Genomic DNA, 21,925 nt, shown 5'->3' with positions numbered 1-21,925 from the left:
CCTGTGGGAGCGGGCTTGTCCCGCGATAGGGCCAGCAAGGCCAACGAATAACCCGCGCGCCCATGACGAAAACACCCGCCGCCGCCGTTTTATTCCATGATTTCATTCAATTCATCCCCTTGAAATACATAGAAAAAATTGACGTTCATCGCACCCCGTGAATCGGTAGCCTGCGCTCATCCCGGGGTTACCCCTTCCGTACACACGATGACCGAACCGTGAACAGAACCGCGCTCCTCCCCCTCCTGGCTGGCCTGCTCCACCTCTCGCCTCTGCTCGCCGCCCCGGCAGAGATCGGAGTGATAAGCGCAGCGGAAAAGCCCGTGCAACTGTTGCGTGCCACGAGCGTCTACCAAGCCAACGCCGGCACACGCCTGCAGAGTGCCGACTACCTCGAAGCCGGCAGCACAGGCGTGCTCATCGACCAACTGGCCGGCACACGCATTGCCCTTGGCCCGCACACCCGTCTGTATCTGGAACACACGGGCAACACCACCCATCTCAACCTGCTGCAAGGCTGGCTCAAGCTGCAACCGTTGACTGGCGTACCCCAAGGCAGTGCACCGCGACGTGAAGCCCGCCAACGCCAGCTCCGCCCGCAGCTCGAATCTTTGCTGTCGCAACAGATCGGCCCCCTGGCGCGCCTGCTGGTCAAGCGCAGCCTGGCCAGCGCCGACGACTTCGCCAGCCTGCGCAGCGCCCTGCTACCGCACATTCCCTCCGAGCGTGGCCGCGAACAGTTCGTCGCCGCCACCGAAGCGCTGCTGGCCACGACCGAAACCCCGCCGCAAGACGACAGCCTGCCCCACCAGACAGATACGACAGACACCCAGCCCCCGAGCTGGACCCCGCTTTCGTGCAGGCCAGCGAAACGCGCCTGACCTACCTGATCGGCCCGATCGCCCGCATCGTCATGCGCCGCGCCCTGCCCCACGCCAGCACCCGCCAGGCGCTGTTGCAGGCCCTGGCCGAACACATCCCCGACCCCGCCCAACGCAGCGCCTTTCTCGAGGAGCAGCCATGAGCGCGTCACAAAACCACATGGCCACCGCGCCCTGCCTGCTGCGCGGCGGCATCGCCTTCGGTCACAGCGACACCGGCCCGGTGCGCCAGCACAACGAAGACCACTTCCTGATCGACCCACGCCTCCAGCGACCCCGACGCCACCTGCCAGGTGCCCTCGATGCAGGCCCTGGGCGCGCTGCACGAGGCGCTCGAAGCGGTCAACACCCGCTTGTACGCGCACAACCACACCCGTCAGCTCAGCGAGGGGCGCGGCATGGGCACCACCCTCACCGGCATCTGGCGCCCCCAGGCCGGCGGGCCGTTGTTGGCGTTTCATGTGGGTGACAGTCGCCTGTATCGCTATCGCCACGGTGAGCTGGAGCAGTTGAGTCGCGACCAGACCTGGTACCAGCAGGCGCTGGATGCCGGGCATTTCGATCGGCTGCCGGCGCGCAACGTGCTGTTGCAGGCGATCGGACCAGCGCCGCGGGTGGAGCCGCAGGTGTGGGTGCAGGTGGTGCAGGCGGAGGACTTGCTGATGCTGTGCAGTGATGGGGTTCATGGGTGTGTGCCGCATCATGAGATGGCGCGGGTGCTGGAGGGCGCCGGGCGGGAGAGTCTGGAGGGGAGTAGTCAGCGGTTGATTCGGTTGGCGGCGGAGTATGGCGGGCGGGATAACGCTACGGTGGTGTTGGTGAAGTTTGAGTGAGAGATGGTAGGGGCTGGCCTCACAGGATTGCTGGCATTATCGAAAATGGTGCGTTACCTGGGGCCGAGTTGGGCCCCCAAGGCTGTTCATTAGCGAACGACCGTATCCGAGCCATAGCGGTCGTTCGGAAAGGGCAGCAATTGGCCTGAATCAGACGGTACGCGATACAAGCGATGTGCCATCTCCGAAGTACTACCTCTCCAGGCCGAGTCACTAGGTCATCAAGCCCTAGCCGCAGGTTTGAGTCGGAAGCTGACGCCCATACGGTTGAACGCATTCATCGCGGCAATGGCCGCTGTCAGGTCAACAAGATCCTTTTCTGCAAACATCGCCGATGCGGCTGCATAAGCTTCGTCGGATACCTGTGTCTCGCTTACCCTGGTGACTTCTTCCGCCCAAGCCAGTGCTGAGCGCTCCTGATCCGAGAACAAATATTGCGCTTCATGCCATACCGGCACTAACAGCACCTTGTCCACTGACATACCTGCTTTGATCAGATCGCGTGAGTGAAGATCAATGCAATGAGCGCAGCCGTTGATTTGAGACACCCTGAGAAACACGAGGTGGATCAGCGAGGCTGGCAAATTTGTCGCGGTGGTCACGAAATGATGCAGGCCGCCGAGGGCCTTAGCTGCACCAGGCGAAGCTTCAAACCAATTGAGACGATTCATGATTTTTTCCTTTGTATGAGCGATGAAGAGCGTGGCCGCTTGTTCGCATACGGCCCAGTTGAGATGCAAACCTAAGCGCTTGGAGTAGATGTCGGCCTTGAAGCGGACTTTAGACTTGACCTACTCGACAGCTATGCCTACCAAAGAACGCCTGCACATCACCGTACCCTGTTGCCCTTCCAGTACTCAGTGACTCCCCCCCCTTTGCGGTACCCTCAACGGTGAAATAATGCACCTGAGTGAGACCAATGGTGGCGAGGACGGCCGACAGGTAGGGGCGCAGAAAGTCCGGTTGACGGGCCTGTGGACCGCTGATGTGGCCCCCGCTAGCGATTGCGACGTAGACCGGACGATCCGTCAGCTTTCCGACTTTACCTTTGGCGGTGCCAACAAAGGTTTTACCCACGCGTACCACCTGGTCGATCCACATCTTGAGTGGGGCGGGCACGCTGTAGTTGTGCATCGGCGTGGCAATCAGCAGTACGTCGCATGCTTGCAGTTGGTCGATCAATTCGTTGGAACGGCTCAACGTACTGTCCCGCCCGCTTACCGCGACTATGCGCTGATTGGCTAATGCCTGGGCGTAAGGCGCATCGACGGGTGCCAAGGCGTTGAGATCTAGATCGGTCAACTGGATACCCCTTCTGCCGGCCACGGTGGCCAAGCCAAACAGGATCTGCTGGGACAGCTTCAGACTTTCCGAATGGTTTGCGTTGGGGCTGGCGACCAGGCGAAGAACGCGCAAAGGAGCAAGTAGCGGTCGGGACGATGTCATGATGTTTGCCTCCTTGGATGTGTGCGGGTTATGGCGTATCGAACTGTTTTTGAAAGCGCATTGCCCCAGTCAACAGGCCTTCACGGAAGTAGAAACGTTGCGCTCGGGCGTTGGCCAAACCTGTGTCGAGCACCAGGCGCGCACAGCCGCTGGCGCGGGCCAGTCGCTCCAAGGCTTGCAACAAGCGCGCCCCCCACTGGCCACCCCGATGAGCCTCGGCGGTGACAAGGTCATCGACATACAGGAATGCGCCGTAGACCAGGTTTTCCTGTAGGCGGTAACCAGCCAATGCCACAAGGACGCCTGAGTCATACGCGCCAATGAGGTGATAGCCTTCAACACGCATACGCTCGATGCGGCTGGTGAAGTCGGCTTCGCTGGTCAGATGAGGGCGCAATTGCTGCATTACCGGGAATGCGCCGCACAGGTCATGGATGTTGTCCAGGGGACGCAGGGCCGTGTCGGCCAGGTCGAGCACGCTGGGTATGAAGTTGGTCAACGTAGATGTCATGGGATTGGCCTCATGCGTAAGTGATGGCGCTATATTGGACTACCATTGACCCACTTGATTGAGCCAAGAAATGGGATACGAACTAGTCCATGATGACTTCGCCAAAACCGCCTTTCGCCCCCTTGGAAGAGCAGTCCGCGCTGCCTCTGTATCGCCAACTCTACGACCGCGTGCTGGCCGCCATTGCCGCCGGCACGTTGTCCGCCGGTGACCGCTTGCCGTCGGCGCGCGCCATGGCCAAGGAGCTGGGTGTGGCCCGTGGGACCGTCGAACTGGCCTATTCACTGCTAGCCAGCGAGGGCTACATCCTTGCGCTCGGGCAGAAAGGCACCGTGATCAATCCTGAACTGCAGAAGCCCGCGTTGGCGGCCAGCACAGCACCCGTCAGCAGCCGGGTGATCGAAGACTCCCCTGATTCGCTCTGGCGTCCACCGCAGCTGTTGCCATTCCAGATGGGGGTGCCGGCGCTGGATGCTTTTCCGCGCAAGATATGGGCGCGTCTGGGTGCCCGGTATCTACGCGGGATGCGTGTGGGAGATCTGGACTATCCAGCACCCCACGGCCTGCCAGCGTTGCGCAGCGCCATCGCCTCGTATCTTCAGGTATCCCGAGGCATCGATTGCGGTGCCCACCAGGTGTTTATCACCAGCGGTTGGCGCAATAGCCTGACGTTGATCGCGCACACCTTGTTGCAGCCAGGGGCGCGAGCCTGGGTGGAAGACCCGGGCTATCCCCCCACGCGCCAGGTGCTTCGCCAATTCGGACTGGAGCTGGAAGCGGTGCCGGTTGATGCCGATGGCATGAATGTAGAGCATGCCATCGCGGGTGGCCGGGCTACGCAGGTCGCCATGGTGACACCGGGGCATCAGAGCCCGCTCTCGATGGCACTGTCGTTGCCACGCCGACAACTGCTATTGGATTGGGCTGCCCGCACCGGGGGGTGGATTGTCGAGGACGACTACGACGGCGAGTATCGCTACGTCAGCCGTCCACTCCCAGCGCTGGCCAGCTTGGATCGCCATGGGCGCGTGCTGTATGCCGGGACCTTCAGTAAGGTGCTGTTTCCCAGCCTTCGCCTGGCTTATCTGGTGGTGCCGCAGGCGCAGGTGGCAGCGTTCGAGCGCGTCGGCCGGGCCTTGTTCGCTGCCGGGTCACCGTCAATTACCCAGGCCATGGTGGCGGAGTTCGTTGCCGAAGGACACTTTGCCCGGCATATCCAACGCATGCGCCGCATCTACAACGAGCGACGAGCATTGACCATCGAAGCACTGGAGCGAAGTTTGCCGCAGGGTATGCAGGTGGAGCGCTCGCCGGGCGGCATGCACCTGGTACTGCGTTTGCCGAAGGACGTAAACGACACCGCCCTGGCCGAGCAGTTGCTGGGCAGGGGCATGTCGGTACAGGCGTTGTCGCGCTGGGCTGCCTCGTCGCAGCGTCAGTCGGGTCTGCTCCTGAGCTTTACCAACTGCGCCACAGCTGCTCCTGGCGAGCAGCTTGGCGCAGTGATCAGCACGTTACTCAGTTGAGGTTGGCCTTGCTCAGGCCGAACAGTTCATCGGATGAGCCCGGGATGGCCTGGAAAGCTACGTTGAGGCGGTTCCAGCCGTTGATAGCGACGATCAGGAACGACAGATCCGACAGATCGTGCTCGGAAAACTGCTCGCGCACACGCGCATAGAGGCTGTCGGAGATACCATGAGGCGATAACTGGGTCAGGGCTTCGGTCCACTCCAGCGCCGCTCGCTCTACGGGCGTAAACAGCTGCGACTCACGCCAGACGGCGACGTGGTGAAGACGCAGCTCGCGCTCGCCATGGATCTTCGCCTCTTTCACATGCATATCCACGCAGAACGCACAGCCGTTGAGCTGCGAAGCCCGCAACATGATCAGGTGGGCAAGATCGACCATCAACGGCTTCTTGCTCAGTTGCAGGGTCAACTCCACCAGTTTGTTGGACGCTTGGGGAGACAGCTTGAAGTAATCAAGGCGGTTGTTCATGGGCAGGTACTCGCAGTGGGTTAGTGTCCGTTGGAGCCCACTCTAGCCATGCTTGGACTAGCCACACAGAGCCAAGATGGTGATTTCGAACTAGACCATGCCTGTGGCGAAGTGCGCCATGATGATCCCGTCGAGCAGTAGAGGCGGAGAGGCGCTACAGGCCTCTTGCTGCTCTTTCGCGGACGGCAGCTTTGGGTCGGAAGCTGTCATCCGAAGACGTAGCCGTAGATCCGAACGGACAACTCTGAATCGCCCAACCTCCACCTCAATCGCTTTTATGCATCCCCCTACGCGCATCATCCATCAACGCCTTGGCCATCTCGCTGAGGTAATGCGCCGCCCAAACCAGCACCGGTTCGTCGTCCATCACCCCGATGAACGACGCCCGCCGCGCGCTAGCCAGTAGTTCCGAAGCCTGTTGCAGCGCATGGTCGGCACAGTTGCCGGGTTCAACGCGGAACAGGTGTTTGCCTTTGGCTTCGCTTTCCAGGCAGGTGGTGGTGCCGACGGTCCAGCCGAGCTTGCCGAGGTGGTCTGGTGAGTCCTTGTCCATGGGGAAGTCCTTCGAGGTGCTGTGAATGGGGTGGGTGTGCGAGGGCACCGGTGATGGTGTGGGCAATTGGCTGTGCTGAACCATTGCTGGCCTCTTCGCGGGTAAACCCGCTCCTACAGGTACTCCGCTGATTTTGAGTACAGCGGGGTACCTGTAGGAGCGGGTTTACCCGCGAAGCAGGCGATGCGGTATATGGCACGGGCGTTGCCCGTGATCGCGGGGCAAGCCCGCTCCCACAGAGGCCCTGCAAGCCTTTTGGAAATGAGTACGGACTAATGCAGGGACAGCGGCCGCGCTCGACTCTTGAGCTGCACCTGCGCCAACGCGCACTCCAACAGCGAGCGCACGGCGTCGAGCTCGTGCATCACGCTAAGCAGCATGATCGTGGCGGGGGATTTGGGGAGGGAGGTGATCGACTGGTTGGCTACCGCCAGGCCACACAGGGTGTATTCCATGGCTTCGACCAGGGTGTCTTCGAGGTAGTCGGGGGCTTCTGTAGTGTGCGGTGGGTCGGGGACGATCTTGAGCATATGCACCTCGTAATGCGGAAGTCCGACCGTCCACTCTTCACTTGCAGGTGAAGGGTGGCGGCTACGTGCAGGCCTGCAAGACCGGGGCATTACGAGGCAAAAACCCGGTTGACCCAAAGGTCACCCGCACGCAGCCACCATTGAACCGGACCTACGGCGAAACGCCGAAGACGTCAGGAGGTGGGCGCCATCGTAATACCGCACAGGCTTGCAGACCTGGCCGCTGATTTAGCAGCGGCCCGGCGAGACTAGCCGTGACTGCGATGGCGCAAAAGCGGGCCAAGGATGCTTAGGAAAGGGCCTACATCAAATAGCGAAAATCTGATTCGTTCGTGTAGGAAGCCATCTAATTTTGGGGTGAGTTGCTTGCTGGAGGTTATGTAGTACACATCAGTGCGCCGTCAGCAGCTAGAAAGCAATAGGGGCTTCCCTCCCCTGCCAGTCTCCGCTTCGCAGGTCGGCTAGGCCATCATCGTTGCACTTGCGCACACGCACATCCTGCGGTCGCGCAAACCCTCACTGATCAAGATCGCTGGATATTTCTTTAGCCAGCTCGATGAAGACACGCACCGCCGCACTCAGAAAGGCGTCTTTGCGCCGCATTAGAACGGCCCGTCGCTGCAAGCGCTCCGGCTCCAGTGTGATGGCTACAAGGTCGTCATGGGCCAACGCAATTCTGGCAGGCAACAAGGTCGAGAGATTCGTCCGGCGAACGATCTCGATCACCGCGCCGAGGGCATTGGCCTCCATCTGCACCTTGGGACGAATCTCATATTTGCGGCAGTAGCGGTCGATTTGCTCGCGAGTGGCAAACTCTGTGCTGAGCAAGACCAAAGACTCTGCACTCAGGCCGTGCGAGGTAATGGAGCGTTCCTCGGCCAGGCGGTGTCTGCGGTTCATGACCAAAGCAAGCGTTTCGTTCAGCAAGGGGATGGCTTCGATATCCGGCGCATGTATTTCATCAAATGCGATCCCTACGTCCAGCTCTCCCGCCAACAGCAACTCCTCGATACGCTCCTGGGAGATCTCTTTCAGGTTGACGGTGATCTTGGGGTATCTGGAGTGAAATGCCTCGATCAGCGGCCCCACCAGATAGGTCGTGAACGTCGGCGTTACGGCAACACGCAATGAGCCACGGCTGAGGTCGCTGACATCATGTATAGCCCTTTTGGCTTCCTGCAGTTCCTGATACGCACGGCGCGCATAGAGAAGGTAGACATCCCCCGCGTCAGTCAAACGCGTCGTGCGGCCTGATCGGTCGAACAACTGGGCTCCCAGGCTCTCTTCCAACTGCCTTACTTGCTGAGAAAGCGCCGGCTGAGAGACATGCAGCGCTGCTGCGGCCTTCGTGAAGCTGAGATGTTCTGCAACGGCCAGGAAATACTGGATGTGGCGAGCGAGCATGCCTAAACCCATAAGATAATCTGATCCAGCTCATAATAAATGAGACTTTTACCTTATGTCATGCGCTGCTTAATCTCCGTCTCACACCCAGCGACATCGAGACAGCAACCATGAAAGCGATCATCGACGGATTTCTGAAGTTTCAAAAAAACGCCTTTCCGGAGCGGGTCAAACTGTTCAAGGACCTTGCCAATCAGCAAGCGCCAAAGGCTCTCTTCATCTCCTGCTCTGATAGCCGACTGGTGCCTGAACTGGTCACCCAACGCGAGCCAGGCGATCTGTTTGTAATCCGCAACGCCGGCAATATCGTGCCCTCGTATGGGCCAGAGCCGGGTGGGGTTTCGGCGTCGGTCGAATACGCGGTCGCCGGCCTCAAGGTTGCAGACATCGTGATCTGCGGCCACTCCGACTGCGGCGCGATGACCGCCATCGCCACCTGCAAATGCCTGGATCACATGCCCGCCGTAGCCAGTTGGTTGCGGTACGCCGACTCAGCCAAGGTAGTCAATGAGGCCCGTCAGCATGCGGACGGCCCAAGCAAGGTTGCTTCCATGGTGCGCGAAAACGTGGTCGCGCAGTTGGCCAACATCCAGACCCACCCCTCCGTGCGCTTGGCGCTCGAAGAAGGCCGCGTGACCCTGCACGGTTGGATCTATGACATCGAGACCGGACGTATCGACGCTTTTGATGGCAGCACCGGCACCTTCGTGTCTCTCGCGCAAAACCCAGAAGTCCACGCCGTTTCCCAGCCGGCCAGGCACGTCGCCTGAAGCCTGTATCTGCACCTTTTCTTACCCAGGAGACTCACCATGATCCAGACTCAAGCCACCCGCACCGCTCGCCAGGAACTGACCGAAGTCATCATCCAGGCCAAGGCTCGCAAGGACCTGTCCTTTGCGCAAATCGTTGACGGTACGGGCCTGTCCGAGGCCTTTGTCACCGCAGCCTTGCTTGGCCAGCATCCGCTGCCTGAAAGCGCCGCGAAGGTCGTAGGCGAAAAGCTCGATCTCGATGCTGATCAAGTCGCACTGCTGCAATCGATGCCGATCCGCGGCAGCTTCTTCGACGGGGTGCCGAGCGACCCTACCATCTACCGCTTCTACGAAATGATGTCGGTGTATGGAACCACCCTCAAAGCGCTGGTCCACGAGAAGTTCGGCGACGGCATCATTAGTGCCATCAACTTCAAGCTGGACATCAAGAAGGTCGAAGATCCAGACGGTGGTCACCGTGCTGTGATCACCCTTGACGGCAAGTACCTGCCTACCAAGCCTTTCTGATGTAACTCAGCCCGGCGCCATACCGCGCCGGGCCATCTCCAACATTCATGACGACTGAGCGCCGATCGGATGCTCAGGCCTTCTTACGCCCTCAGTACAGGTGATCACCATGAAACTCTTACTCGTTTTGTTCCTAGGCGGCCTTGGTTCTGTTGCCATGGCCGATGACCAAGGTACTCGAACTGCACCAATGACGGTTGAACCCTATCGCTACTCTCAGAACCTGGATATCGCGCACGTTGTGGCTGTTACCCCGGTGCCCAATGTCTGCGAAGTTGTGCCGATGCAGCTGACTTACGACGACTCCAATGGCGAGCGGCATATCATGGAGTACAGAATCGTGGGGAATGGCTGTGCCAACAACTGATGCGCCGTCCATACTCCAGCTCGACAGGCAGTTCCTGGGCATCAGGGCAGATGGGATCGAGGCTTGGCATCCTGTATAGACGCAAGCCCACTGCGAAAATCGCTGGGGGCTTTTTGCTTCCGACAGAGGGTGATCTGCCGACTCGTCTGCGGGACGGGAATCTGGACGGCAGACTACCCTCCTGAAACTTCAGAGCCTGTACTCAATGGTGTAGGACTCATCGTCTCTGGGTTCTATCGTAATAGGAATGCCGAAGAGCTTTCCTCGACATTCACTGACGCTACACCGATACACATTTCCCTGCTGGAGCTGGTTCCAGAGCCCTTCGTCATGTATCGCAATCTGCAACACACGGTTGTTCGGATCCTCTCTGACCTGAGCAACGTGATGGTCGAGGTCGCACCCGAATTCAGCAGTAGTAAACTCGGGATCGTAGCCGATCAGCACACCGTGCCTTTTCAGATCTTCCCGAATACGCTCAATCACGTTCTCTGCTTCTTGTTTTAGCATGATCGTTGTCTCGCGGCGTTGTACTCATCAAAACTCTAGCTGACCCTGATGGTTTTGGTTGGGTATCGTGCAATCAACGACTCACCCTCATTCCTGAAATTCCCCACCGCCTTAGGAGGGGAAGCTGGCGGTAGCGGGTGACTGCTTTCGACCCATTTCGGACACTGAAAAATCGCGTTTCGTAAGTGCGACGCCCACTCCGTGGGAGCGGGTTTACCCGCGAAGCAGGCGATGCGGTGCATGCACGGCATCGAGCGCAGCATGATCGTGGCGGGGGATTTGCGCCTGATTGAGTGACTGGGTTGCGTCCAGGAGATTTCTTCTCTCGGCCACAAACACGCTTGACCTCAAGTTGACTCGAGGTTGCAGACTGCCCGCTCATTTCTCTGGAGCAATCCCATGTCCGCAGATTCCCGCCCTGCATTCGCGCTGTCCAATCCACCCGGGCTGTACGACCCGAGCAGCAACGGGTACTCCCACGTCGCCGCAGTAGCACCTGGAGCCAGGCTGTTGTTCATTGCCGGGCAAGGTGGCGAGGATGTCGACGGGCGACTGCCCGCCGAGTTTGCCACGCAGGCCAGGCAGGCACTCGCCAATTTGGACACGGCACTGCGGTCGCAGGGCGCGAGCTTGCAACAGGTGTTCAAGCTGACCTTGTTGATCGTCGATCATGATGAGCATCGCTTGCGTGAATGGGTCAGCGAAGCAAATCGGGTCTGGGAAAGCGGGCATCCGGTCTGCACCCTGATCCCCGTTCCACGGCTGGCGCTGGATGGCATGCTGGTGGAGATTGATGCGGTGGCCGCTTGCTGCTGATGCAACCCGCTGCGCCTCAATGCGGCGCATGGCACGGGCGTTGCCCGTGATCGCGGGGCGAGCCCGCTCCCACAGGTGCGGCGCGGAACCCAGAGTCAGCGCCGTACTTGTGGGAGCGGCGGTGTCGGTATCAAGCTCAAGCCGCGCCGCCCAACATGCCAACGAACCACCCCGCCCCCGGCAATCCCCGGCTCACCAACAGCGTCGGCGCCACCCGCGGCCCGCCTTCGGTCCAGAACAAGGCATGCCCGGCCAACGACCGCTGCCCCGCCAGCCCGTCCAGTTGCATCAACCACTGTTCGACCGCCTGCGCCATCCCGTCCTGCTCCGGCAACGTCAGCCACATCGCGCCCATCGCTGGCTGCCCCCACGCAGGCGCGATGCTTGCGGGCTCGGGCCGGGATGGAGCGGGCAACTGGCTGAGGTCGCGGTCGAAGCGCTCCAGCACGAATCCCGCCTCCAGGGTCGACAATGCCAGGCGCTCCACTTCGGCGTACCACGCGCCGTCGCGCCGCAGGCGCTCCAGCACTGGTATGTCCGGCCCGCCATAGGCCAGGGTCAGGGGAAAATAGCGCCCCACCCGGTCGACACTGGGCATCATCACGCCGGCCCAGGCGACCTCGCCGCACACCCCGGCAGCCAAGGCGAAATGCCAGATCGGGCTGCAGCGGTAGGCCTGCTCCCACTCCGCGCCCAGGCGCTCGCGGCTGGCGCGCAGGCCCTTGGCGTGATTGCGGTGAAAGCCCGGCTGCGGGCCGGACACCGCTTCGAACGCATCGACGACGCGGGCAACGCCGGCCGCAGAGGACAGTGATGGAGGGGCTGTCCAGCTATTGCGCTCGACGAACAGCGCACAGGCAAGGCCGGTGAACAGGGTCGGGAAGAAGGCAACGAGGAAGTGGTGGCGGTACTGTGCGGGCATTCAGGCGATCCAAGAATCCGGTCGCCCACCCCCAGGGGCCTTATTGGCGGATACCGGTGAACCACAACAGCGATGGCAGGCTGGCATTGGCCGTATACAACTGGCCTGAACTGCGGTCCGCGACCACGCGGGCCACGGCATCGAGGTCGACGCCGTCCGGGGCGCCGATCAGCGCGTAGCCTAGCTGAGACTGACGCCAGACCACAACATCCATGCCCGCGACGTTCAACTGGACCATGGACTGGTCGGGCTTGGGCTCCTTCATCACGCACAGGGCTACCGGATCGCCCTGCTGCGGCAGGTACACCAACTGGATCAGCGCCTTGTTGTTGAAGCGCAGGCGCTGCACGCGCTTGAAGGTCAGGCCAGCGGCACTGAGGTCTGGCACACGCAGCTCGAGGCCATCGATCTGGCGGATGTCGGCAAGGGTCTTGCGCACATCGTCGGTGTCAGGGGTGACGTAGTTGACCGTGTCGCGGGTGTACAACTGCTGGTAGCTGGCAGCCTGCATCACCCAGGGCGAGGCCTGTACCTGGGCCACGCTGGGGGCCTGCAGCGCGCGGTCGGTGTTCAGCGCTTCGCCGATGAAGCCGGCCTGCAGCACCAGGCCGTAACACACCGCGCCGGTGGCGAAGGCCACGGCCAGCCAACCGAACCGGGGGCGACCGAACAGACGGGGCAGCGCTGGCCGGGGCGGCGTGCTGCGCGATCAGTGCATCGACGTTGCGCACCAGGCTGTCTGGAACCGGGGGGAGCGCCCTCGAACGCACCCACCAGTTGCGACCGGACACTGCGCCGCTGAGCTGGATGTTTGCCATCGTCCACACCACCTGGATCAACGAGGTGCGCTCGCGCTCGGAGTGGAACGACAGCGTCATCGAGTCGGTGACCGACCCGGCCGCGCCCACCCCGGAAACCGATCTGATGCACCAGCAGATCCTCACGGCGGTGAACAGCCTGCCCGATGGCCAGCGCGAAGTGATGCTGCTGGTGGCCGTGGAGCGCTTCAGCTACAAGGAGGCCGCCGAAATCCTGGAGGTGCCTATCGGCACGGTCATGAGTCGGCTGTTCCGCGCCAGGCAAACGATTGGCACACTGCTCAACGACAGCCCCAAGCCCTCGGCGCCTGGCCGCGACCTGCTGCGCACCTGAACCTTCGCGTGCGTTGCCTGGCACCTGCATACGCCCTAAAGGGAAACTGCTGCGCAACTTCCGGCTTGATGTTTTTTCATACAGTGCGCCGGACGAATTATTTTTACAAGTGAAGGGAACTCATCTTGTTATTTATCGCCCTTGTTTCATGAAACAGCACTTCTTGACGATATAGCCCCCATAACACTTGTCTTGCGTCGTTTATTCCATAGATTTTCCTGTTTTTTTTAATTACCAATTTTAGTTGGACACTCGCGCGCCGCCCTTCTTATTCTCGCTCCCGCCGGAACAACTTTCAGGTTCCCGCCAAGGCTCTTTCCTGTCATTGAATTGAAGAGGCAAACATGAAACGACACCTCTGGCTCGCCCTGCTGGGCACCCTGTCCATCGGCGCCCACGCCGCGACCCTTGATGTACCGGTCAATCTGGTCAGCGCCGATGGCAAAGCACAACCCATCGGCCAGGTCAGCATCAGCGAATCGGCCTACGGGCTGGTCTTCACCCCCAAACTGAACAACCTGCCCGCAGGCGTGCATGGCTTCCACGTGCACGAGAACGGCAGCTGTGCGCCCGGCATGAAAGATGGCAAGGCCGTGGCGGCACTGGCTGCTGGCGGTCACTTCGACCCGGCCAAGACCGGCAAGCACCTGGGCCCCTATGGCGATGGCCATCTGGGCGACCTGCCGGCACTCTATGTGAGCGCCGACGGCACCTCCACCTATCCGGTCCTGGCGCCGCGCCTGAAGACGATTTCCGAAATCAAGGGCCACGCCTTGATGATCCATGCCGGTGGCGACAACCACGCCGACATGCCCATGCCCCTGGGCGGTGGCGGCGACCGCGTGGCCTGCGGCGTGATCTGAACCAGGAAGGCCGGGCGTCAGTAATCGCCGCGCTTGTGCAACGCCCAGCGCCCGGCCAGCACGGTCACGTCGGCAAGGGGCATGTCCAATGCCTGACACCGGCTGAGCCGATGCCAGGCACCGCTCGCAGTCAGGCCGCCAATCGCCCTTGGGCAATGGCCTCCGACGCTGCCAGCATCGCCCGCAGCAACACTGCACAACCCGCCGCCAGATCCTCGGGCGTGGCGTTCTCGATCTCATTGTGGCTGATGCCGTTCTCGCACGGCACGAAAATCATGCCTGCCGGGCCCAGCTCGGCCAGGAAGATCGCATCGTGCCCTGCCCCGCTGACGATATCCATGTGCGCCAAGCCAAGGCTCTTGGCCGACTCACGCACGGCATCGACACAGTTACGGTCGAAGTACAGCGCCGGGAAGTCCGCCGTTGGCGTCAGCTCGAAACTCAGCCCGTGTTTGGCACATGTGCTGTCGATCACCTCACGCACCTCGGCGATCATCGAATCGAGCCGATCCCCTTCAAGGTGACGGAAGTCCAGGGTCATGCGTACCTCACCCGGAATCACATTGCGCGACCCCGGATACGCCTGCAGGCAACCGACCGTGCCGCAGGCATGGGGCTGATGCGCCAGTGCCGTGCGGTTGACTGCCGCGACCACTACCGCCGCGCCGACCAGGGCATCCTTGCGCAGGTGCATCGGCGTCGGCCCGGCGTGCGCCTCGACGCCGCGCAGGCTCAGGTCGAACCACTTCTGGCCGAGGGCGCCGAGCACCACGCCGATGGTCTTGCCTTGATCCTCCAGAATCGGCCCCTGCTCGATATGCGCCTCGAAATACGCCCCGACCGGATGCCCCTGCACGGCCCTCGGGCCGGCATAGCCGATGGCCTGCAGCGCCTCACCGACGCTGGTCCCTTGGGCATCGCGCTTGGCCAGCGTCTCTTCGAGGGTGAACTTGCCGGCGAACACCCCTGATCCCATCATGCACGGCGGGAAACGCGAGCCTTCCTCGTTGGTCCACACCACCACCTCCAGCGGCGCTTCGGTTTCCACGCCGAGGTCATTCAGGGTGCGGATCACCTCCAGGCCTGCCATCACCCCGAAGCAGCCATCGAACTTGCCGCCAGTAGGCTGCGTGTCGATGTGGCTGCCGGTCATCACCGGTGGCAGCTTGGGGTTGCGTCCGGGACGCCGGGCGAACATGTTGCCGATCGCATCGACGCTGACGCTACAACCTGCGGCCTCGCACCACTGCCGGAACAGGTCGCGGGCCTGGCGGTCCAGGTCGGTCAGTGCCAATCGGCAGACCCCGCCCTTGGGCGTGGCGCCCAGGCGCGCGAGGTCCATCAGCGATTGCCACAGGCGCGCGCTGTCGACATGGTGGTCGGTGGAGTGCAGCACTTCCTTGATCGGTTTCATCGGGACTCTCCTCAGGCGATTTCTTGTTCTGGTGATTCGGCTGTAGCGGCCAGCCAGATTCAGGGTGATGGTTTGGCCAGGCGCGCCGTTCCACGCACCGCGACGCGGCCCAGGACGTAGTACAGCCCCGCCCCCAGCAGCGAACCGGTAAACCAGCCATAGTCGTAGAACCAGCTGAAGCGGCTGTTGCCGATCGACATTACGGTCAGCGCCACCGGCACCGCGAACGCCAGGAACCCGACCCAGTTCCAGGCCGGGTACACGTCATCGCGGTACAACCCGGCAAGGTCCAGTTGCTGGCGGCGGATCAGGAAGTAGTCCACCACCATGATCCCGGCAATCGGCCCGAGCAGGCTCGAATAGCCCAGTAGCCAGTTGGAATAGACACTCTCGAGGCTCAGGTCGGAAACGATCCAGCCAAGCTTTTTCAGCAGTTCGTGGCCCATCAGCGCCAAACCGATGAAACCGGTCAGCCACACCGCACGGCTGCGCCCGATCAGGCGCGGGGCGATGTTCTGGAAGTCATTGGTCGGTGAGACGATGTTCGCCGCCGTGTTGGTCGACAGCGTGGCGATGATGATCAGCGCCATGGCCAGCGCCACCCAGCCCGGGCTCTGGATACGTCCGATCAGGTTCACCGGGTCCGACACCGTTTCCCCCACCAGCGATGCCGAGGCGGCGGTCATGACCACACCCAGGGCTGCGAACAGGAACATGGTCAGTGGCAGGCCAAAGATCTGCCCGAGAATCTGGTCCTTCTGGCTTCTGGCGTAGCGGCTGAAGTCGGGAATGTTCAGCGACAGCGTGGCCCAGAACCCGACCATCGCCGTCAGCCCCGCGCAGAAATAGCCGATCACGCTGGCGCCTTCCGGGCGCTTGGGCGGCTGGGCCAGCAGTTCGCTCATCGACATGTGCGGCAGCGCCCAGAACAGCAGGCCGACGCCCACCGCCACCAGCAGCGGTGCCGACAGGGTTTCCAGCCACTTGATCGACTCCGAGCCGCGCAGCACCACCCAAAGGTTGAGCAGCCAGAACAGCATGAAACCGATCACCTCGCCGGTTCCGGCCAGGCTCTTCCAGCCATCGAACAGCGAACCCAAAAACAGGTGGATGGCAAGACCGCCGAACATCGTCTGGATACCGAACCAGCCGCACGCCACCACCGCGCGGATCAGGCACGGCACATTGGAGCCGAGGATGCCGAACGAAGCGCGTAGCAGTACCGGAAAGGGAATGCCGTACTTGGTGCCGGGAAAAGCGTTGAGGGTCAGCGGAATCAGCACGATGAGGTTGGCCAGCAAGATCGCCAGCAGCGCCTCGCCGACGCTCAGGCCGAAGTAGGCGGTCAGTACCCCGCCGAGGGTGTAGGTGGGGACGCAGATGGACATGCCGACCCACAAGGCGGTGATGTGCCATTTGTTCCAGGTACGCTGGTGCACCTTGGTCGGAGCGATGTCGTGGTTGTAGCGAGGGCTGTCGAGGACGTCAGTGCCTTCGGACAGCTCGTACAGCCCGTGCTGCTCGATCACTTGCGATCTGCTCTGTTGCATGGGGCCTTCTCCAGATTGTTCTAGTTATTCGCTCATCGGCTGAATCGATGGCCGGAGTTACACATCTCACCTGTACTGCACCTCCGGTCCGGCCTGGCGGTTGTGGCCGCACTCAAATTGCATGCCGGATTGGCCCGGGCCAACCCTGCCGGCTACCGCCGACTGGAGGTAATTCACTGATTTGCAAGGCATTGAGTTGCGCCAGGGAAAGGTACGGTCATGCCCTGCCCTGACGTTTTGCTGGTGGAGGCCTGCCCTGGCCTGCGCACCGGGTTTCAATCTGGTGCAGCCTGGTTTTTGCGCGGCGTGGTTCGCGCCGGCAAGCCAGGTTTCAAACGGCTGATTTCGCATGGAAAATCTTGACCAAATCTGCTTCTTGTCAAGTGCGTCAAAATGGTGAGCAGCCTGTCCATTTTGGTGATTTATTCAAAAAAACCTTAAATTTCAATTATTTACTGAATATGTAAACTCATAAAATTTTTTCTTGATCAATCCTTGATCAGCATCTAGATTCCAATCTTGTCAGCACTGACAGGATTGCAACGCAACCTCCAACCGCTGGCAAAAAACAATTTCAAGAACCGGCAAAACGACCGGTCAGCCTGCGAGGAAGACGGTATGTCCCTGTTGATCCGTGGCGCCACCGTGGTTACCCACGAAGAAAGCTATCCCGCCGATGTCCTGTGTGCCGATGGCCTGATCCGCGCCATTGGCAAAGACCTCGAAGTGCCCAGCGGTTGCCAGGTCCTGGACGGCAGCGGCCAATACTTGATGCCCGGCGGCATCGACCCGCACACTCACATGCAGTTGCCATTCATGGGCACCGTGGCCAGCGAGGACTTCTTCAGCGGCACCGCCGCAGGCCTGGCCGGCGGCACCACCTCGATCATCGACTTCGTCATCCCCAACCCGCAGCAGTCGTTGCTGGAGGCCTTCCACACCTGGCGCGGCTGGGCGCAGAAGTCGGCCAGCGACTATGGCTTTCACGTCGCAATCACCTGGTGGAGCGAGCAGGTCGCCGAGGAAATGGGCGAACTTGTCGCCCACCACGGCGTGAACAGTTTCAAGCACTTCATGGCCTACAAGAACGCGATCATGGCCGCCGACGACACCTTGGTCGCCAGCTTCGAGCGCTGCCTGCAACTGGGCGCGGTACCGACCGTGCATGCGGAGAACGGCGAGCTGGTGTTCCACCTGCAGAAGAAACTGCTGGCCCAGGGCATCACCGGCCCCGAGGCCCATCCGCTGTCGCGTCCGGCGCAGGTCGAGGGCGAGGCGGCCAGCCGCGCCATCCGTATTGCCGAAACGCTGGGCACACCGCTGTACCTGGTGCACATCTCGAGCAAAGAAGCGCTGGATGAGATCACCTACGCTCGGGCCAAGGGCCAGCCGGTGTATGGCGAAGTACTGCCCGGGCACCTGCTGATCGACGACAGCGTCTATCGCAACCCCGACTGGTCCACCGCTGCCGGCTATGTGATGAGTCCGCCATTCCGTCCGCGCGAACACCAGGAAGCCCTGTGGCGCGGCTTGCAATCGGGCAACCTGCACACCACCGCCACCGACCACTGCTGCTTCTGCGCCGAGCAGAAAGCCATGGGCCGCGATGATTTCAGCCGCATCCCCAACGGCACCGCCGGCATCGAGGACCGCATGGCGGTGTTGTGGGACGCTGGCGTGAACAGCGGGCGCCTGTCGATGCATGAGTTCGTGGCACTGACCTCGACCAATACGGCCAAGATCTTCAACCTGTTCCCACGCAAAGGCGCCATCCGCGTGGGTGCCGACGCCGACCTGGTGCTCTGGGATCCGCAGGGCACACGCACGATTTCTGCCAGCACCCATCACCAGAAGGTCGACTTCAACATCTTCGAAGGTCGCACGGTGCGCGGCATTCCCAGCCACACCATCAGCCAGGGGCGAGTGCTCTGGGCCGATGGCGACCTGCGCGCCGAGCCGGGCGCGGGGCGCTATGTGGAAAGGCCCGCCTACCCCTCGGTGTACGAGGTCCTCGGGCGACGGGCCGAGCAGCAGCGGCCGATACCGGTCAGCCGCTGAGCAGCCCATAACAGCCGGGGGCCGCAGCGCCTCCGGCAATAACAATCCAGACACACCTGTTGACTGCCATCCCAGAACGGACGGGCGAGTAACCGCCGCCTGTACCCATAAAAAAGAGAGAGGCTACAACTGTGATCGACACCCTGAACCACTTGCCGCGCCCGAGGGCCAGCGCCGAGCAGCTCGCCGACGCCTTCACCGACCTCGCCCCACCCCTCACCGCACGCCAGGCCGCCGTGGAAAGCGCGCGCTGCCTGTACTGCTACGACGCCCCCTGTGTAAATGCATGCCCGAGCGAAATCGACATCCCTTCATTCATCCACCGCATCAGTGATGAAAACCTGCAGGGCGCCGCCGAGCGGATCCTGTCGGCGAACATCCTCGGTGGCAGCTGCGCCCGCGTGTGCCCGACCGAAATCCTCTGCCAGCAGGCGTGCGTGCGCAACAACGCCCAGGAGTGCGCGCCGGTGCTGATCGGCCAGTTGCAACGCTACGCCCTGGACAACGCCGGTTTCAGCGAGCACCCGTTCAAACGCTCGCCCAGCACCGGCAAACGCATCGCCGTGGTCGGGGCCGGCCCCGCCGGGCTGTCCTGTGCGCACCGCCTGGCCTTGCATGGTCATGACGTGGTGGTCTTCGAGGCACAGCAAAAGGCTGGCGGCCTCAACGAGTACGGCATCGCGCGCTACAAGCTGGTGGACGACTATGCCCAGCGTGAGGTGGATTTCCTGCTCGGCATCGGTGGCATCGAGATCCGCCATGGCCAACGCCTGGGCGACAACCTCACCCTGGGCGAATTGCGTGACCAGTACGACGCGGTGTTCCTGGGCCTTGGCCTGAATGCCGTGCGCCAGCTCGGCCTGCCTGACGAGGAGGCCCCTGGGGTGCTGGCCGCCACCGACTATATCCGTGAACTGCGCCAGGCCGAAGACCTCAGCCAACTGCCGCTGGCCGACCGCTGCCTGGTGATCGGCGCGGGCAACACCGCCATCGACATGGCAGTGCAGATGAGCCGCCTGGGTGCGCGCGACGTCAACCTGGTGTATCGCCGCGGTGCCGCCGACATGGGCGCCACCGGCCACGAGCAGGACATCGCCAAGGCCAACCAGGTGCGCCTGCACACCTGGGCACGGCCCGATGCTGTGCTGCTGGACGACCAGGGCCGCGTGAAAGGGATGCGTTTCGTACGCACCGAACAGGTCGAAGGCAAACTGGCCGATACCGGCGAAACCTTCGAGCTGCCCGCCGACGCGATCTTCAAGGCCATCGGCCAATGCTTCGATGACACAGCGCTCAAGGACCCGGTAGCGGCGCAACTGGCGCGCGATGGCGAACGTATCCGCGTCGACGAGCAGATGCGCACCAGCCTGCCCGGCATCTATGCCGGTGGCGACTGCACCGCCCTGGGCCAGGACCTCACCGTCCAGGCCGTGCAACATGGCAAGCTGGCCGCCGAAGCCATCCATGCCCAACTCATGCTCAATGTGGAGGCAGCGTAAATGGCCGATCTGTCCATCGAATTCGCCGGTATCAAGGCACCCAACCCTTTCTGGCTGGCGTCCGCGCCACCGACCGACAAAGCCTACAACGTAGTCCGCGCCTTCGAGGCGGGCTGGGGTGGCGTGGTCTGGAAGACCCTTGGCGAGGACCCGGCGGCGGTCAACGTGTCGTCGCGCTACTCCGCGCACTTCGGCGCCAACCGTCAGGTGCAGGGCATCAACAACATCGAGCTGATCACCGACCGCTCGCTGGAGATCAACCTGCGTGAAATCACCCAGGTGAAGAAGGACTGGCCCGACCGGGCGCTGGTGGTGTCGCTGATGGTGCCGTGCGTGGAGGAATCGTGGAAGTTCATCCTGCCGCTGGTCGAAGCCACTGGCGCCGATGGCATCGAGCTGAACTTCGGCTGCCCCCACGGCATGCCCGAGCGCGGCATGGGCGCGGCGGTCGGTCAGGTGCCGGAATACGTGGAAATGGTCACCCGTTGGTGCAAAACGCACTGCTCGCTGCCGGTGATCGTCAAGCTCACGCCCAACATCACCGACATCCGCCAATCGGCCCGCGCCGCACATCGAGGCGGCGCCGATGCCGTGTCGCTGATCAACACCATCAACTCGATCACCAGTGTCGACCTGGACCGCATGGTCGCCCACCCCATCGTCGGAGACCAGAGCACCCACGGCGGTTACTGCGGCTCGGCGGTCAAACCGATCGCGCTGAACATGGTCGCCGAGATTGCGCGCGATCCTGAAACCCGGGGCCTGCCGATCTGCGGCATCGGTGGTATCGGCAACTGGCGCGATGCCGCGGAATTCATCGCACTGGGCAGCGGCGCGGTGCAGGTGTGCACGGCGGCGATGTTGCACGGTTTTCGCATCGTCGAAGACATGAAAGATGGCCTGGCGCGCTGGATGGACCAGCACGGGCACCGCAGCCTGGAAGCCTTCCGCGGCCAGGCCGTGGCGCACACCACCGACTGGAAGTACCTGGACATCAACTACAAGTCGGTAGCGCATATCGACCAGGATGCCTGCATCGGCTGCGGACGCTGCCACATCGCCTGCGAAGACACCTCGCACCAGGCCATCGCCAACACCCTGCAGGCCGATGGAACGCATGTCTACAGCGTGATCGAGGCCGAATGCGTGGGTTGCAACCTGTGCCAGATCACCTGCCCGGTTGAAAACTGCATCGACATGGTGGCCCAGGAGACCGGCAAGCCGTACCTGAACTGGACCCAGGATCCGCGCAACCCCTATCGTGAAGCGAGCTGACCTGGGCTGGCCTTCAGATTTTGAACCCTGCAAGATCCCTCGCCGGGGTTGTCAGGCACCCCG

At 62.0% G+C, this 21,925-nt stretch carries 25 protein-coding genes; 13 read left to right on the top strand and 12 right to left on the bottom strand.

What is annotated here, in order from left to right; all coding sequences use genetic code 11:
- Positions 1-323: 323 nt before the first annotated feature.
- From HU729_RS10555 to HU729_RS10545, 3 genes are all read left to right on the top strand, one after another.
- Positions 324-881, top strand: a complete 558-nt coding sequence (locus HU729_RS10555; protein ID WP_186668870.1) for a hypothetical protein — start codon at positions 324-326, stop codon at positions 879-881.
- A complete protein-coding gene (locus HU729_RS10550; RefSeq protein WP_186668868.1) occupies positions 857-1,024 on the top strand; it encodes a hypothetical protein in 168 nt (55 codons plus the stop codon). Before HU729_RS10555 ends, HU729_RS10550 begins: the two co-directional genes overlap by 25 nt.
- Positions 1,025-1,183: 159 nt before the next feature.
- Positions 1,184-1,714: a protein phosphatase 2C domain-containing protein gene (locus HU729_RS10545; protein WP_238348344.1), complete on the top strand. Its 531-nt coding sequence runs from the start codon at positions 1,184-1,186 to the stop codon at positions 1,712-1,714.
- A 221-nt stretch (positions 1,715-1,935) separates the two neighbouring features.
- Here HU729_RS10545 and HU729_RS10540 read toward each other — a convergent pair whose 3' ends face one another.
- The 3 genes from HU729_RS10540 to HU729_RS10530 form a co-directional block, all read right to left on the bottom strand.
- Complete coding sequence (locus tag HU729_RS10540; protein ID WP_012314951.1) at positions 1,936-2,385, bottom strand: carboxymuconolactone decarboxylase family protein; 450 nt, start codon at positions 2,383-2,385, stop codon at positions 1,936-1,938.
- A gap of 109 nt (positions 2,386-2,494) precedes the next feature.
- Complete coding sequence (locus HU729_RS10535) at positions 2,495-3,160, bottom strand: NAD(P)H-dependent oxidoreductase (protein ID WP_186668866.1); 666 nt, start codon at positions 3,158-3,160, stop codon at positions 2,495-2,497.
- Between the two features lie 28 nt (positions 3,161-3,188).
- Entirely contained in the window at positions 3,189-3,671 is a 483-nt protein-coding gene (locus tag HU729_RS10530) for a GNAT family N-acetyltransferase (RefSeq protein ID WP_186668865.1), read from the bottom strand.
- Positions 3,672-3,760: 89 nt separating this feature from the next.
- Here HU729_RS10530 and HU729_RS10525 point away from each other — a divergent pair, with 89 nt between their 5' ends.
- Positions 3,761-5,197 (top strand): PLP-dependent aminotransferase family protein, encoded by a 1,437-nt coding sequence (locus tag HU729_RS10525; protein WP_186709874.1) that lies wholly within the window; start codon positions 3,761-3,763, stop codon positions 5,195-5,197.
- Here HU729_RS10525 and HU729_RS10520 read toward each other — a convergent pair.
- From HU729_RS10520 to cynR, 4 genes are all read right to left on the bottom strand, one after another.
- Complete coding sequence (locus HU729_RS10520) at positions 5,190-5,669, bottom strand: carboxymuconolactone decarboxylase family protein (RefSeq protein ID WP_153773441.1); 480 nt, start codon at positions 5,667-5,669, stop codon at positions 5,190-5,192. The two genes, HU729_RS10525 and HU729_RS10520, sit on opposite strands and share 8 nt — an antisense overlap.
- Before the next feature lie 265 nt (positions 5,670-5,934).
- Positions 5,935-6,222, bottom strand: a complete 288-nt coding sequence (locus HU729_RS10515) for a DUF3077 domain-containing protein (protein WP_186668863.1) — start codon at positions 6,220-6,222, stop codon at positions 5,935-5,937.
- A 272-nt stretch (positions 6,223-6,494) separates the two neighbouring features.
- Positions 6,495-6,752: a hypothetical protein gene (locus HU729_RS10510; protein WP_186709872.1), complete on the bottom strand. Its 258-nt coding sequence runs from the start codon at positions 6,750-6,752 to the stop codon at positions 6,495-6,497.
- Positions 6,753-7,268: 516 nt separating this feature from the next.
- Positions 7,269-8,156, bottom strand: coding sequence for a transcriptional regulator CynR (gene cynR / locus HU729_RS10505; protein WP_125929448.1), 888 nt, complete (start codon positions 8,154-8,156; stop codon positions 7,269-7,271).
- 110 nt (positions 8,157-8,266) lie between these two features.
- Between cynR and HU729_RS10500 the strand changes: the two genes are divergently transcribed.
- The 3 genes from HU729_RS10500 to HU729_RS10490 all read left to right on the top strand — a co-directional run bounded on the left by HU729_RS10500 (position 8,267) and on the right by HU729_RS10490 (position 9,803).
- Positions 8,267-8,926 carry a carbonic anhydrase gene (locus HU729_RS10500; protein WP_186668860.1) on the top strand — a complete coding sequence of 220 codons (660 nt, stop codon included), beginning with the start codon at positions 8,267-8,269 and terminating at the stop codon, positions 8,924-8,926.
- A gap of 39 nt (positions 8,927-8,965) precedes the next feature.
- Positions 8,966-9,436, top strand: coding sequence for a cyanase (gene cynS, locus HU729_RS10495; protein ID WP_054895305.1), 471 nt, complete (start codon positions 8,966-8,968; stop codon positions 9,434-9,436).
- Between the two features lie 109 nt (positions 9,437-9,545).
- Positions 9,546-9,803, top strand: coding sequence for a DUF2790 domain-containing protein (locus HU729_RS10490; protein WP_186668858.1), 258 nt, complete (start codon positions 9,546-9,548; stop codon positions 9,801-9,803).
- Positions 9,804-9,992: 189 nt separating this feature from the next.
- On the opposite strand, the gene HU729_RS10485 is transcribed toward HU729_RS10490, so the two are convergent.
- Positions 9,993-10,313, bottom strand: a complete 321-nt coding sequence (locus HU729_RS10485) for a hypothetical protein (protein ID WP_186709870.1) — start codon at positions 10,311-10,313, stop codon at positions 9,993-9,995.
- Positions 10,314-10,712: 399 nt separating this feature from the next.
- Between HU729_RS10485 and HU729_RS10480 the strand changes: the two genes are divergently transcribed.
- On the top strand, positions 10,713-11,129 hold the full coding sequence (locus HU729_RS10480; protein WP_186668854.1) for a RidA family protein: 417 nt from the start codon (positions 10,713-10,715) through the stop codon (positions 11,127-11,129).
- Between the two features lie 136 nt (positions 11,130-11,265).
- On the opposite strand, the gene tagF is transcribed toward HU729_RS10480, so the two are convergent.
- Positions 11,266-12,051 (bottom strand): type VI secretion system-associated protein TagF, encoded by a 786-nt coding sequence (gene tagF, locus HU729_RS10475; RefSeq protein ID WP_202883550.1) that lies wholly within the window; start codon positions 12,049-12,051, stop codon positions 11,266-11,268.
- 40 nt (positions 12,052-12,091) lie between these two features.
- Complete coding sequence (locus HU729_RS10470; protein WP_238348343.1) at positions 12,092-12,691, bottom strand: anti-sigma factor; 600 nt, start codon at positions 12,689-12,691, stop codon at positions 12,092-12,094.
- Positions 12,692-12,828: 137 nt separating this feature from the next.
- On the opposite strand from HU729_RS10470, the gene HU729_RS10465 reads away from it, so the two are divergent.
- A complete protein-coding gene (locus tag HU729_RS10465; protein ID WP_238348342.1) occupies positions 12,829-13,203 on the top strand; it encodes a sigma factor-like helix-turn-helix DNA-binding protein in 375 nt (124 codons plus the stop codon).
- A 344-nt stretch (positions 13,204-13,547) separates the two neighbouring features.
- Complete coding sequence (gene sodC, locus HU729_RS10460; RefSeq protein WP_186709866.1) at positions 13,548-14,066, top strand: superoxide dismutase family protein; 519 nt, start codon at positions 13,548-13,550, stop codon at positions 14,064-14,066.
- A gap of 130 nt (positions 14,067-14,196) precedes the next feature.
- On the opposite strand, the gene HU729_RS10455 is transcribed toward sodC, so the two are convergent.
- A complete protein-coding gene (locus tag HU729_RS10455; RefSeq protein WP_186709865.1) occupies positions 14,197-15,480 on the bottom strand; it encodes a Zn-dependent hydrolase in 1,284 nt (427 codons plus the stop codon).
- Positions 15,481-15,539: 59 nt separating this feature from the next.
- A complete protein-coding gene (locus tag HU729_RS10450; protein WP_186709864.1) occupies positions 15,540-17,030 on the bottom strand; it encodes an NCS1 family nucleobase:cation symporter-1 in 1,491 nt (496 codons plus the stop codon).
- 618 nt (positions 17,031-17,648) lie between these two features.
- Between HU729_RS10450 and hydA the strand changes: the two genes are divergently transcribed.
- From hydA to preA, 3 genes are all read left to right on the top strand, one after another.
- Entirely contained in the window at positions 17,649-19,088 is a 1,440-nt protein-coding gene (gene hydA, locus HU729_RS10445; RefSeq protein WP_186709863.1) for a dihydropyrimidinase, read from the top strand.
- 131 nt (positions 19,089-19,219) lie between these two features.
- Positions 19,220-20,587, top strand: a complete 1,368-nt coding sequence (locus tag HU729_RS10440; RefSeq protein ID WP_186709862.1) for an FAD-dependent oxidoreductase — start codon at positions 19,220-19,222, stop codon at positions 20,585-20,587.
- Complete coding sequence (gene preA / locus HU729_RS10435) at positions 20,588-21,862, top strand: NAD-dependent dihydropyrimidine dehydrogenase subunit PreA (RefSeq protein ID WP_186668843.1); 1,275 nt, start codon at positions 20,588-20,590, stop codon at positions 21,860-21,862.
- The last annotated feature ends 63 nt before the right edge of the window (positions 21,863-21,925 follow it).

It is taken from the genome of Pseudomonas sp. RW10S2, from assembly GCF_014268985.1.
In the GTDB taxonomy this organism is placed as follows: Bacteria; Pseudomonadota; Gammaproteobacteria; order Pseudomonadales; family Pseudomonadaceae; genus Aquipseudomonas; species Aquipseudomonas wayambapalatensis.
The sequence above is the reverse complement of the archived record's forward strand: the minus strand, read 5'-3'. Positions and strand labels throughout refer to the sequence as shown.